This is a genomic window from Pseudomonas sp. SMV71 (assembly GCF_052042015.1).
Lineage (GTDB): Bacteria > Pseudomonadota > Gammaproteobacteria > Pseudomonadales > Pseudomonadaceae > Aquipseudomonas.
Genome location: NZ_JBKGGU010000002.1, coordinates 260,270 through 275,474 on the forward strand (window position 1 = coordinate 260,270; position 15,205 = coordinate 275,474).

1 protein-coding gene (only partly in view) is annotated in these 15,205 nt (G+C 66.7%); it reads left to right on the top strand.

Going from position 1 to position 15,205, the window contains the following annotated elements:
• On the top strand, positions 1 to 15,165 hold the 3' portion of the coding sequence (locus tag ACLEJQ_RS02960; protein WP_440792021.1) for a non-ribosomal peptide synthase/polyketide synthase. It extends 2,634 nt beyond the left edge of the window; 15,165 of the gene's 17,799 nt are visible here — the last part of the coding sequence; its start codon lies beyond the left edge, outside the window; the stop codon is at positions 15,163 to 15,165.
• Positions 15,166 to 15,205: the final 40 nt, after the last annotated feature.

Sequence of the window (15,205 nt, forward strand, 5' to 3'; positions counted from 1 at the left end):
GCCCATCGCCAGTTGGTACCTTTGGGGGTCACCGGGGAAATCTACATCGGTGGCGCCGGTGTGGCACGCGGCTACTTGAATCGGCCAGCGCTGACCGAGGAGCGTTTCGTCCAGGACCCGTTTGCCGGCGTAACCGGCGCGCGAATGTACCGCACCGGCGACCTCGGTCGATGGACGCCCGACGGGCAATTGTTGTACCTGGGCCGCAACGATTTTCAGGTCAAGGTGCGTGGCTATCGCATTGAATTGGGCGAAATCGAAAGTACCCTCAGTAGGGTGCCGGGCGTGCAGCACGCGGTGGTCGTCGCCCGTCAGGACGTGCCAGGCGACCCACGCCTGGTGGCGTACTGGGTGATGCAGCCCGGGGCTCCGGTGAGCGAGGCGCAATTGCGCGATGCCCTGGCTGCGGCGCTGCCCGAATACATGCAGCCCAGTGCCTATGTGGCGTTGCCGGCGCTGCCCCTGACCCCCAACGGCAAACTCGATCGCAGTGCCTTGCCGGCCCCGGATCAGGCGGTCGACGGGCACTTCGAGGCTCCCCAGGGCCCGCTGGAAACCCAACTGGCGGCGATCTGGGGCCGCCTGCTGGGCCTCGTGCAGGTCAGCCGACAGGCGCATTTTTTCCAGTCCGGTGGTCATTCGCTGCTGGCCGTGCAACTGGTTTCCCAACTGCGCCAACAACTGCGGATCGAGCTGCCCCTGGCCAGCGTTTTCGAGCACCCGACCTTGCAACAGCAGGTGCGAGCCATCGAAGCCTTGGCCGCGTCCGGCCGCCTTGGCGCTGCGCCGATCCCGGCCCTTGCACGGCGGGAGCCGCTGCCGCTGTCGTTCGCCCAGCAACGCCTGTGGTTCATCGCGCACCTGGACGCCCAGGCCAGTGCGGCTTATCACATGGCCGGCGGTTTACGCCTGCGCGGTGAATTGCACGAGCCTGCATTGCGCGCCGCGCTGTCGCGCATCGTCGAGCGGCATGAAGCCCTGCGTACTCGGTTCGTCACCGAAGGCGGCGAGCCCTGCCAAGTCATCGATCCGCCAGCGGATTTCTTCCTGCACAGCGTCGATCTACGGGGCCAGCCCGTCACGGCGTTCCAGGACCATTGCCTCGAAGCCGCCGAGGCACCTTTCGACCTGGCGCGCGGCCCGCTGATCCGCGGCTGTCTGCTGCGCCTGGCCGACCAGGAGCATGTGCTGCTGGTGACCTTGCATCATATTGTCGGCGACGCCTGGTCACTGGCCGTGCTCACCCGTGAGCTGAGCGAACTCTATCAAGCGTTTATTCAGGACCGCACCGATCCGCTGCCGCCACTAGCGATCCAGTACGCCGATTACGCGCTGTGGCAGCGCTCTCCTCGTCAGGTCCAACGGGTCACCGAACAACTGGACTACTGGCGCGGGCAGCTCGCAGACGCGCCGGCGTTGTTGCAGTTGACGCTGGACCGGCCGCGCCCGGCGCAACAGGACTTCACCGGTGCCAGTCTCGACGTGAGCATGGAGGCGGCATTGGTGCAGGCCCTCAGGCAGCTGAACGAGCGCCATGGCAACACCCTGTTCATGACCGTAATGGCCGCCTGGTCGGTGGTCCTGGCACGCCTGTCCGGGCAGGACGACGTGGTGATCGGCACGGTGCTGGCCAACCGCACCCGCGCCGAGATCGAACCGTTGATCGGCTTCTTCGTCAACACCCAGGCCCTGCGGGTGCGCTTTGGCGAAGTCGAGCGGGTGGACCAACTGCTGGCCCAGGTACGGCGTACTGCCCTGGACGCCCAGGCGCACCAGGACGTTGCCTTCGAGCAAGTGGTGGAGGCCTTGAACCCGCCGCGCTCATTGGCCCACAGCCCGATCTTCCAAGTCATGTTCGCCTGGCAGAACGCGCCGCAGCCTAGCCTTGAACTGGGCACTCTGGAGCTGACGCCGCTGACCACCGCCGAAGACAGCGCCAAGTTCGACCTGACCCTGAACCTGCATGAGCGCGACGGCATGATCGCCGGACGCCTGACCTACGCCACCGCTCTGTTTGACGCTGCCACCGTGCAACGTCATTGGCAGGCGTTGTGCACCACCTTGCAGGCAATGGTCAACGATGACCGGCAGACCCTCGACGGGCTGTCGATCCTTGGTGAGGACGAACGTCACCAGGTGTTGCGCGGCTTCAACGACACGGCCCGCGACTACCCCGCCGACGAGCCGTTGCACAGTCTCTTCGAGGCCCAAGCCCGCCGTCGTCCCGAAGCCACGGCGATTCAGGACGACGCCGGTTCCATAAGCTACCGCCAGCTCGATCAGCGCGCCGAGCAACTGGCTCACTGGCTGGCCGCCCAAGGCATTGGCGAAGGCGCCCGGGTAGCGCTGTGCCTGGAGCGTGGCCCGCGCCTGATCACGGCAATCCTGGCAATCCTGAAGAACGGTGCGACCTATGTGCCCATCGACACCGCCACCCCGGCGCAGCGCCAGCGCGCCCTGCTCGAGGATTGCGCCAGCGCCTGGTTGCTCGCTGACGAATGGCCGGACGCGCCACTGGACACTGCCATGGCATGCCGGGTGCTGGTCCCGTGGGACTCAGACCTGTCCCTGGACGATGATGCGCCCCCGCGCCAGGTCAACGCAGCGCTGGCGAATACGCCTGCCTACATCATGTACACCTCCGGATCTACCGGCGTGCCCAAGGGTGTGCAAGTGCCGCACCGGGCGGTCACCCGGCTGGTGCGCAACAACGGCTTTGCCGACTTCAGCGCCCAGGATCGCATCGCCCTCGCCGCCAACCCGGCCTTCGATGCCAGCACCCTGGAAATCTGGGGTGCCCTGCTCAACGGTGGCTGCCTGGTGGTCTGCCCGCGCCAGACCGTGCTCGACGCCGAGCGCTTGAATGAGCATTTGCTGCGCCATGAAGTCAGCGTGCTGTGGCTCACCGCCGGGTTGTTCCATCAGTTCGCCGACGCCCTGGCCCCGTCCTTCGCCGCCCTGCGCTTGTTGATGGTGGGCGGTGATGTGCTCGACCCGCGCTGCATCGAACGGGTGCTGCGCCAGTCGCCTCCGGGACAGTTGCTCAACGGCTACGGCCCCACCGAAAGCACCACCTTCGCCACCACCCACTGCATCACCCTTGAGGATGCGCTGGCGGGCGACATTCCCATCGGCCGGCCCATCGGCAATACCCAGGTCTACGTCCTCGACGAGCAGCGCCATCCGTTGCCCATCGGCGTCGCTGGGGAGCTGTACATCGGTGGCGACGGGCTGGCCCTCGGCTACCTGAACCAGGCGCAATTGAGCGAAGAGCGCTTCGTCGCCAACCCCTTCGCCCCCGGAACGCGGCTGTACCGCACCGGCGACCTGGTGCGTTGGCGCGCCGACGGCGTGCTGATGTTTCTCGGACGCAACGACTTGCAGGTCAAGGTCCGCGGTTTCCGCATCGAGCTGGGGGAAATCGAAGCGCAGCTCAAGGCCCTGCCCGGCATTACCGAAGCGGTGGTGCGGGTCGACGCCCAACAGCGCCTGTTGGCCTATTTCAGCGCTACCCAGGCTCAAGAACCCAATGAACTACGGGCCCGCTTGGCCGCGGTATTGCCCGACTACATGCTGCCGGCGGCCTTTGTGCACGTGGAGGCTTTCAGCCTGACCGCCAACGGCAAACTCGACCGCCGCGCCCTGCCCGAGCCCAGTGAAGACCACTTCGCCTTGCAGCGCTACGAAGCCCCCCAAGGACCGGTGGAAAGTCGCCTCGCCGAGCTGTGGGCGCAAACCCTCGGCGTGCCGAGGGTGGGACGCCAGGACAATTTCTTTGCCTTGGGCGGGCATTCGCTGCTGGCGGTGCAGCTGGTCGAGCAGATGCGAGTGGACGGTTGGGCCATCGATGTGCGCACCCTGTTCGGCGCCCCCACGGTCGGCGCACTCGCGACGCTCCTGACTGAACATGGCGAGGCCCCGGCCGATGCCCTTGACGTACCAGGCGGCCCCTTGCCGGCGGGCTGCACTCGGATCACCCCGGACCTGCTGCCCTTGGTTGACCTGACTCAGGCACAGATCGACCGGATCGTTGCCAATGTGGAAGGGGGCGCGGCCAACGTACAGGACATCTACCCTTTGGCCCCCTTACAGGAAGGCCTGTTTTTTCATTATCTCTTGCAGGACCAGGACGACACCTACCTGCTGCACACCACCCTGGCGTTTGACCAGGAGACCGGCCTGGACGCGTTCTGCGAAGCCTTGCAACAGGTCATCGAGCGTCACGACATCCTGCGCACCGCCCTGGCCTGGGAAGACCTGGACCAACCGGTGCAGGTGGTCTGGCGCACCGCACCGCTGCCGGTCGAAGTCCTGCGTATCACTCAAGGCGATGCGCTGGCGCAGTTGCAAGCCCACACCGATTCCCGCCAGCGACGCCTGGACATCCGCCAGGCACCGTTGCTGCGGGTGATCAAGGCATTCGACGCCGCGCAGCAGCGCTGGCTGTTGCAGGTCTTGCACCATCATCTGGTACTGGACCACACGACGCTGGAACGCATGGTCGAAGAAATCGTCCTGATTCAACAGGGCCGACACGGTGCACTAGGAGAGCCAGTGCCGTTCCGCCGCTTCGTCGCGCACGCACGGCGTGGCCAGGACAGCGTCCGGCAGCAAGCGTTTTTCCAATCGATGCTGGCCGACGTCAGCGAGCCCACGGCGCCGTTCGGGCTGCTCGATGTGCAAAATACCGGCGCGCTCGACGAAGTACGCGCGCCCCTCGAACCGGCGCTGGCGACAGCCCTGCGCCAGGCGGCACGACAGCATCGGGTGGGCGTTGCCAGCGTCTTCCACCTGGCCATGGCACTGGTGTTGGGCAAGGCTACCGGCCGCGCCGACGTGGTGTTCGGTACGGTGTTGCTGGGGCGACTACAAGGGGTTCAAGGTGCCGACCAGGCATTGGGCGTGTTCATCAATACCCTGCCGCTGCGCATCGGTTTTGCACAGCGTTCGGTGGTCGACAGTCTGCAGGACACCCACCAGGCGTTGTCGGCGCTGCTCGAACATGAGCATACGCCATTGACCCTGGCCCAGCGCTGCAGCGGCGTACCGTCCGGTACACCACTGTTTTGCGCCTTGCTCAATTTCCGCTACAGCCTGGAAGACACCCCGCACCAGCAGGTGGAGGGCATGCGTGTGCTCAGCACCGCCGAGCGCACCAACTATCCCTTCACCTTTTCGGTGGACGACCTGGGCCAGGGCTTCAACCTGACTGCCCAGATTGCCGGCACGGTAGGGGCACAACGGGCGTGGGACTTCATGCACTGCGCCCTGGCCAGCCTTGTCGAAGCCTTGGACACCGACCCGCAGCGGCTTGCCCGCAGCCTCGACGTACTGCCGGCGCAAGAACGCCAACAACTGGCGCGGTTCAACGCCACCCAGCGCGCCCAACCCGAGCGCGCCCTGCTGCACGAGCGCATCGAAACCCAGGCGCGCCTTACGCCAGGGGCGGTGGCGGTACGTTGCAAGGGCCATGAACTGACCTATGCCCAGCTGGAGTGCCAAGCCAATCTACTGGCCCGGCATCTGCAGGCACTCGGCGTCGGCCCCGACCAGCGGGTCGGTATCCATCTGCGCCGCAGCCCGGAACTGATCGTCGCGCTGTTCGCCGTGCTCAAGGCCGGCGGCGCCTATGTTCCGCTGGACCCGGCGTACCCGGCCCAGCGCCTGGCCTACATGCTCGAAGACAGTGCCCCGGTGGCAGTGCTGGCAATGGGCGATGCGCCGCTGACGCTGACCCTCGCCAACGATTGCCAGCGCCTGAACGTCGACGAGGTGCTGCGCGACGGCGCCGCACCGCAGGGTGACGCGCCGTTGGGCATGGGGCTTGAGCCCCATCACCTGGCCTACATGATCTACACGTCCGGTTCCACCGGGCAGCCCAAAGGCGTGATGATCGAGCACCGCAACGCGCGCAACTTCCTTGACTGGGCGCTGCGCAGCTTCGGTGCGCAAACTCTTGGACGCAGCCTGTTCAGCACCTCGGTCAACTTCGACCTGTCGGTGTTCGAGTGCTTCGCGCCGCTGTCCTGTGGCGGAACCCTGGAACTGGTGGACGACGCCCTCGCCTTGCTCGACCAACGCCCGGACCTGAGCCTGCTCAACACCGTGCCGTCAGCGCTCGACGCGCTGCTGCGCGCCGATGCCCTGGCGGCTTCGCTGGAGTGCGTCAACCTGGCCGGCGAGGCGCTGCCCCGGGGATTGGTGGAGCGGTTGTTCGCCAACAGCGCGGTGCGCCAGGTCAACAATCTCTATGGTCCGACCGAAACCACGGTCTATTCGACCTGGGTGTCGATGGACCGTGATCGGGGGTTCCAACCGCACATCGGTCGGCCCATCGACAACACCCAGGTGCACGTCCTCGACGAGGCCCTGCAACCGTTGCCGATGGGCGTGCCGGGCGAGCTGTACATCGGCGGTGCCGGTGTCGGGCGCGGTTACCATCGCCGCCCGGAACTGACCCGAGAGCGCTTCCTGGCCGACCCCTTCAGCAGCGACCCGACGGCACGGCTGTACCGCACGGGTGACCTTGGCTTCTGGGATGCCGAGGGGCAGCTCCACTATCTGGGGCGCAACGACTTCCAGGTCAAGATTCGCGGTTTCCGCATTGAACTGGGGGAAATCGAAGCAGCATTGCTGGCGTTGCCCCAGATCAGCGCAGCGGCGGTGCTGGCCCTGGCGCGCGAAGGCCGAGAACCGGCGTTGGTGGGCTACGCGGTAGCGGCCGCCGGTCATGGGCCGCTGGTCGCGACGGCCCTGCGCGATGCCCTGGCCGAGGTTTTGCCAAGGCACATGGTGCCGGCCCTGATCATGCCGCTGGACAGCCTGCCGCTGACGCCCAACGGCAAACTCGACCGCGCGGCCTTGCCGCGCCCCGATGACGACGCCTGGAGCGCCCAGGCCTATGAAGCACCGCGTGGCGAGCTGGAATGCCTCATGGCCGAAATCTGGTGCGACCTCCTGGGCGTGGCCCGGGTGGGCCGGCACGATGACTTCTTCGAACTGGGCGGACATTCGTTGCTGGCCGTGCAATGGGTCTCGCGGGTGCGCCAACGCCTGGGCCTGGAACTGCCCCTGGCGACCCTGTATGCGCACCCGAGCGTGGCCGGACTGGCACCGCTGCTGGCCAACGCCACACGCAGCGTCCTGACCGGCATTTCCGTATTGCCGCAAGCAGCGGCGCGCCCCTTGTCATTCGCCCAGCAGCGTCTCTGGTTCATCGCCCGCCTGGACGCCCAGGCCAGCGCCGCCTACCACATCAGCGGCGCCCTGCAATTGGACGGCGAGCTGGACGAGAATGCCCTGTGCCGTGCCCTGTCGCGTATCGTCGAGCGCCACGCGGTGCTGCGCACCCGGTTCGTCGAGCAGGATGGCGAGGTCCGGCAAGTCATCGACCCCACGCCACGCTGGGATTACGAACGGGTGGAGCTGGCCGAAGCCGCCGACTTGCATCCCGCCATGGCCCACGAAGCCGCCCGCCCCTTCGATCTGAGCGAAGGCCCGCTGCTGCGGGTGTGGTTGGCGCGCCTGGGTGCTCATCGTCATGTGCTGCACGTGACCTTGCACCACATCATCGCCGACGGCTGGTCCATCGGCGTGCTGATCGACGAACTCTCGGTGCTGTACAAGGCTTTCCACGGCAATGCACCCGACTCGCTTGCGCCCCTGGCCATTCAATATGCCGATTACGCCGCCTGGCAACGTGAGTGGTTGGCCGGCGAGCGTGGCGCCAGGCAGTTGGCCTATTGGCTCGAGCACCTGCGCGAGGCCCCGGAACGGGTCGACCTGCCCACCGACCGCCCGCGGCCGCCGCGCCAGGATTTCGCCGGCGCGCGCCTGGGGGTGGCCCTGGATGAGTCCACCGCTTCGGCGCTCAAGGCACTGGGCCAGCGCCACGGCACGTCGTTGTACATGACGCTGTTGGCCGGCTGGGCCGTGGTGGTGGCCCGCCTGTCCGGCCAGGCACGGGTGGTCATCGGCACCCCGGTCGCCAACCGCACCCGCAGCGAAGTGGAGCCGCTGATCGGCTTTTTCGTCAACACCCAGGCGCTGTGTGTGGACCTGAGCGGCGCGCCGCAAGTCGGCCAGTTGCTGGCCCAGGTTCGCGAGCATGCCTTGCAGGCCCAAGCCCATCAGGACGTTCCGTTCGAACACGTGGTCGAGGCGCTCAACCCGCCACGCTCGCTGGCCCACACGCCGGTGTTCCAACTGATGTTCGCATGGCAGAACGCGCCCCGCAGCAGCCTGGACCTCGACGGCTTAAGCCTCACGCCCCTGGCCGGCGAGCAGACCACCGCGCCGTTCGATCTGTCCCTGGAGCTCTACGAAGCCGAGGGACGGATCGTCGGCGGGCTCAACTACGCCACCGCCCTGTACGACCGCGCCAGCGTCAGCCGCCATTGGTCTTACCTGGTCCAGGTACTGAAGCAGTTCATTGCCGACGATCGACAGGCGATCACGCACTTGGTATTGGTCGACGCCGACGAACGCCAGCGTCTGCTGCACCAGCTCAACCCGGCGCCGACCCCATTCCCCGAGGCGGGCTGGGTACACCGCCCCTTCGAGCGCCAAGCGCTGCTGCAGCCTGACGCGATTGCCGTCGAACTGCATGGGCGCGGTTTGAGCTATGGGGAACTGGACCGCCAGGCCAATCACTTGGCCTGGGCAATGATCGACCGGGGCGCAGGGCCCGGCCAGCGCGTGGCCATCCACCTGCCCCGTAGCCTGGAAATGGTGCTGGCCCTGGTTGCCACGCTCAAGACCGGGGCGGCCTATGTGCCGCTCGATCCGAATCAGCCGATTGCCCGTCGGCAAGGCATCCTCGACGATTGCCAGCCCTGCCTGCTGCTGTGGGATGCCGAACGCGTCGAGGCCCTGCAGACTGGCGAGGGCTGCCGCACATTGTCCGTCCGCCTTTCGGCCACCGCGACAGCGGCCCCCGCCGCGCCACCGCTGGCGCAGCCGAGCCCGGACGATCTGGCGTACGTCATGTACACCTCCGGCTCTACCGGCCTGCCCAAGGGCGTCGCCATGGGGCATCTGGCCCTGAGCAACCTGTTGACCTGGCAGGCCGCTCACGCGCTGCCCGGTGCCGTGCGCACCCTGCAATTCGCCGCGCTGGGCTTCGACGTGGCCTTCCAGGAAATGTTCTCCACCCTGGGCAGCGGCGGTACGTTGGTACTGCTGGACGAGGCCCGGCGCCTGGATCTCGCCGCCCTGCCCCAGTGGCTCTGCGATACTCGCATCGAACGCCTATTCCTGCCGTACATTGCCCTGGCGGCCCTGGCCGAGCGCTGGAGCGAAGCACCGCTGCCATTGCCGGCGCTGCGCGATGTGATCGTCGCCGGCGAGGCCTTGCGCATCACCACTGCGCTGCGCGCGTTTTTCCGCCAGCATCCCCAGGCACGCCTGCACAACCACTACGGTCCGACCGAAACCCATGTGGTCTGTGCCCATACCCTGGGCGATGACCCCGAGCAATGGGCCGACGTACCGGTGATCGGTCGGCCGATTGCCAATACCCAGGTGTGCCTGTTGGACGCTCATGGCCAATGGGTGCCCCAGGGCGCCGTGGGTGAGTTGCACGTGGCGGGCCCGGCCCTGGCCCAGGGTTACCTGAATCGACCGGACCTGACCGCCGAACGTTTCATCAACCATCCCTTCGACCAAAGCGGCGAAGCACGCCTCTACAAAACCGGCGACCTGGCACGCTGGACCCCCGAAGGCACCTTGCAATACCTGGGACGCAACGACTCGCAGGTCAAGATCCGCGGTTATCGGGTCGAGCTGGCCGAGGTGGAAAGTCGCCTCGATCAAATGCCCGGCATTCGCGAATCAGCGGTCGTCGTGCAACCCGGCGAGCATGGGGAACCCCGCCTGGTGGCCTACTTCAGCGCCGCACAAGCGCTGTCACCCCTGGCGCTGCGCAGCCAATTGAGCGAACGCCTGCCGGAGTACATGTTGCCAGGCGCCTTCGTGCAACTGCAGAGCCTGCCGCTGACCGGTAATGGCAAGGTCGATCGCCTGCGCCTGCCGGCCCCAGCGCCTGAATCATTTGCCCAGACGCCCTACAGTGCGCCGCAGGGCGAGCTGGAAATCAGTCTGGCGGCGATCTGGAGTGAACTGCTTGGCGTCGAGCCGATTGGCCGGGAGGATGACTTTTTCGCCCTCGGCGGGCATTCGCTGCTGGCATTGCGCTTGCTCGCCCAGGTCCGCCATCGCTTGGGCCTGGAAGTGCCGCTCTCGGCAGTCTTCGCCCAGCCGCGCCTGCACGCCCTGGCCACGCTGCTTGACGGTTCCGTCCAAAATCGCCTGGCGCCGTTGCCGGAGACTGATCGCAGTCAGCCGCTGCCGCTGTCGTTCGCCCAGCAAAACCTCTGGTTGATCCAGCAGCTCAATCCGAATTCGACGGCGGCCTTCAACATGCCGGCCGGTTTGCGCTTGCGCGGCCAGTTGGATGAAAGCGCCTTGCGCCGAGCCCTTGACCGCATCGTGGCGCGCCATGAAAGCTTGCGCACGCGCTTCGTCAGCCTGGCCGGACACGCGCGGCAACTCATCGACCCGCCAGCCGCCTTGCCGCTGGCCAGCCTGGACCTGAGCACAGCCGATGCGACAGCCTGGCAAGCCCATTGCGCCGAAGAGGCCGGCCGGCCATTCGATCTCACTTGTCAATGGCCGGTCCGTGCCCGCCTGCTGCGCCTGGATGCCGACGACCACATCCTGCTGGTGACCGTGCACCACCTGGTCTCGGACGGCTGGTCCATGGGAGTGCTCACCGACGAGTTCTCCCGCCTCTACCAGGCCTTCAGCCAAGGCCGGGACGATCCATTGCCGGCGCTGACGCGCCAGTATGGCGACTACACCCTGTGGCAACGCCAATGGCTGCAAGGCGATGAACTGCAGCGCCAGCGTGCCTACTGGACCGCACACCTGGGCGCGGCACCGACCTGCGTCACCCTGCCCACCGACCGGCCACGCCCGCCACGGCTGGATTACGCGGGTGCCAGCTTGCCGGTGCAGATCGACGCGGAACTGACCCAGGGTCTCAAAACCTTGAGCCGGCGCCATGGCGTCACCTTGTACATGACCTTGCTGGCCGCCTGGTCCGTGGTGGTCAGTCGCTTTTCGGGCCAGGCGCAGGTAGTCATCGGCTCCCCTGTCGCCAACCGTGCACGGGTCGAGCTGGAACCGCTGATCGGCTTCTTCGTCAATTTCCAGGCCCTGTGCATCGACCTGGACGAAGGACCGCGGGTCGACGCACTGCTGGCCCAGGTCAGGGCCCACGCCCTCGCCGCCCAGGACCATCAGGACTTGCCCTTCGAGCAAGTCATCGAAGCGCTCAACCCACCGCGGTCGCAGGCCCATAACGCGGTTTTCCAATTGATGCTGGCCTGGCAGAACGCGCCCCGTGGGGAGCTTGACCTGGGCAACGGCTTGCAGTTGGAAAGCGTTGGCGCGCCCGTGACCACGGCCAAGTTCGACCTGGCGCTGGACGTCCATGAAGCCGATGGCGTGATCCAGGGTGGTTTCAATTACGCCACCGCGTTATACGATGCGGGCACCGTGGCGCGCCATTGGCACGCTCTGTTGGCAGTGCTGCGAGCCATGGTCGCCGACGATCGGCAAATCGTGACCACCATCGACTTGCTCAGTCGGGCCGAACGCCAGCAGTTGGTAGACGGGTTCAACCCTGTCGTCACCCTGGCGCCGACGACGGGCGAACGCCTGCACCAACGCTTCGAGGCCCAAGCGGCGCGCCGAGGCGATGCCATCGCACTCCAGTACGGCGCGCAGACTCTGAGTTATCGGGTGCTCAACCAGCGCGCCAACCGCCTGGCCCATCGCCTGCGAGAGCTGGGTGTCGGCCCAGACAGCCGTGTGGCAATTCACGCCGAACGTGGCCTGGACATGCTCGTGGGGATCCTGGCCAGTCTCAAGGCCGGCGGCGCCTATGTGCCGCTGGACCCGGTCTATCCCGCACAACGCTTGAACTTCATCCTTGGCGACAGCAGCCCTCGGGTGGTACTGGCCCTAGAGGCACTACCGCCAGCGCTGCAGGTGCCCGCTGCCTGTACGGTGCTATCCCTGGACCCGCACCGCGGCAACTGGAGCGAACAGCCCGGGACAGACCTGCCGGCCGATCCCCAGGCCAGCGATGCCGACCTGGCGTACATCATCTACACCTCCGGTTCGACCGGGGTGCCCAAGGGTGTGATGATCGAACACCGCTCGGTGCTACGACTGTTCAGCGCTACCGAAGGCTGGTTCGGGTTCAACGAGCGGGATGTCTGGACGCTGTTCCATTCCTTCGCATTCGACTTCTCGGTCTGGGAAATCTGGGGCGCGCTGCTGCATGGCGGTCGGCTGGTAATAGTGCCGTATCTGACCTCACGCAGCCCGCAGGACTTCTATGACCTGCTGGTGGACGCCGGCGTCACGGTCCTCAACCAAACCCCCAGCGCCTTCTATGCCTGGATGAAGCAAACCCGCGCCGAGCCCCATTGCCTGCGCTGCATCGTGTTCGGTGGGGAAGCCCTCGACGCCGCCGCGCTGCGGCCCTGGTTCGCACGGCCGGACTGCCACCCTACGCAATTGGTCAACATGTACGGCATCACCGAGACCACGGTGCACGTCACCTATCAACCGATCGAAGCTGCCGACTGCAACACCGACGCCGGACTGGTGCCCATCGGTCGGCCGATTCCGGACCTGCGGATCTACTTGCTCGATGAACACGGCGAGTTGGTGCCCCAGGGCGTGGTCGGCGAGATCCATGTCTCCGGGCCCGGCCTGGCCCGAGGCTACCTGAACCGGCCGGCCCTGGATGCCGAACGCTTTCAGCCGGCGCGGTTCGCCGGAAGTCGCGGCGAGCGGCTCTACAAGACCGGCGACCTGGCCCGCTGGACCGTCGACGGCCGGTTGCAGTACCTGGGCCGTAACGACCAGCAGGTCAAGGTGCGCGGCTTTCGCATCGAGCTGGGGGAAATCGAAGCGCGCCTCGCGGCGCTGGACGGCGTGCGCTCGGCCGTGGTGCTGGCGCGCCAGGACGAGCCGGGGGATCCACGCCTGGTCGCATACCTGCTGGCCGAGTCGGGTGGTGACCTGGCGCCGGGGGCGCTGCGCGCTGCGCTGGCTGAACAACTGCCAGCACACATGCTGCCCGGCGCCTATGTACAACTGCAAGAATGGCCGCTGACTGCCAATGGCAAACTGGATCGGCGCGCCTTGCCGGCGCCGGACCGCCAGGCTCTGCAACAACGCCCCTACACACCGCCGCGCGGTGCTACGGAAACCTGTCTGGCACAGCTGTGGTCGCAGCTGCTGGGTGTCGAACAGGTCGGCCGCGACGACAACTTCTTCGCCCTCGGCGGACATTCATTGCTGTTGGTGCAACTGCTCGAGGGTCTGCGCGCACGCGGCCTGGACGTCACGGTAGGTGCGCTGTTCAGCGCCGAGGACCTGGCGGCACTGGCCCGTCAGGTGGTGACGCGGGATGCCGCCGACACCCAGGGACTGCTGTGTATTCGTCCGGGCAGCGGACGCCAGCCGCCCCTGTTCTTCATCCATGAAGGCACTGGCGAGGCGCTACCGTATGAACGGTTGGCCCGCCACCTGGACCCGGATCTCGGTCTCTACGCCGTGCAAGCCGCGGCGGAGCTGGAAGACGCTATCGACAACCCGACCCTCGCCAAGCGGTACATCACGCTGTTGCGCACCGTTCAGCCCGACGGTCCTTATCGACTGGCGGGCTGGTCGGCTGGCGGTGTGTTGGCCTACGAAATGGCGCGCCAACTGCTGGGCGAGGACGAGCAGGTGGCGTTCATCGGGCTGATCGACAGCAGCCAGCCGGGGGCGCTGCGGGCAGCGGTGCTGCCCCTCAGTCTCGATGAAAGCGACCTACGCGAGCAATTGCTTGGCTATCTGGCCACCCGACAGGTCAATGAAGATAGGCAAGTGCCATGGCACAACGGCCTGGACCTTGATGGCGTGCTCGCTACGGCGCGCAGCCGAGGTTGGTTACCGCCCAGCTTCGATCGCCCGGCGCTGATCAGCCGGGCGCGCCTGAACCTGACCTTGCGCAACGCCATGGTCCGCTATCGACCGGCTCCCCTGGGCCGGCCCGTGCATCTGTTCAGTGCGGCTTTGGCGCGTCCCGAATTGTTCGGCACCCGCGACCTGGGGGCCGACTGGCGAGCGCTGCTCGGCGCGGACTTGGTGGAGCAGCGGATCGCAGGCGATCACTGGTCGATCATGCGCGATCCGACACATCTGCAAGGTCTGGCGGCGGTCCTGGAGCGGTCGCTGGCCCAGAGCGAGGCGCATCGGCTCGAACCTGCCGCCAGCCGTGCCAGCCTGACGTTGCAAACCGGTTCGCCCAACGCGCCCTGCCTGTTCATGGTGCCGGGCGCAGGCGCCAACGTGAGCAGTTTCGTACCGTTGGTGCGCCAGCTGGACGCGCGGTTGACGGTGATCGGGCTGCAAGCCCGTGGCCTCGATGGCCGCAGCGAACCCCACGGGTCGGTGCAGGCGGCGGCTCGCGCCTACGTGCGGGAAATCCGTGCCCAGGTGCCGCACGGCCCCTACTATCTGCTGGGACATTCGTTCGGCGGCTGGCTGGCTTTTGAGATCGCCCGTCAGTTGCAGGCAAGTGGCGCGCAGGTGGCGCCAGTGTTGCTGATCGACAGCCGTGTACCGGGCAAGCGCATGGCCCGCGATACCCGCGAGGCCCTGGGGCGCTACGTGGCGTTACTGGAACTCGACGCCGGATGCAGTCTGGAGCTTGACCTGGATACCCTGGCGAATCAGGAACCGGATGAACAATGCGCCACGCTGCTGGGGCGCATGCAGGCCGTGGGCCTGATGCCGGCACAGGCCAGGGCAACGTCACTGTTCGGCCCGCTGCGGGTGTTCCTGGCCAACCTGGCGACCGACTACCAGCCGACACCGGCCTACCCGGGCGCTGTGATACTGCTGGAGGCCGAGCATGGCCGCCAACCACCAACGCCGGTCGAGCAGCGGTGGGAGGCCGTTGCCTTGAACTTCGACCAGCGCGTGATCGCTGACTGTGATCACCTGTCGATCCTCAAAGCGCGAACGGCACCTGCCCTGGCCGCTCACCTACGCCACCACTGGCCCGCGCTGGAGGCGCCGTTGTCCCATGAAGATTGATGCGAGCTCAGAGATGTCATCTCCCCGCAGTGGCCGTAAG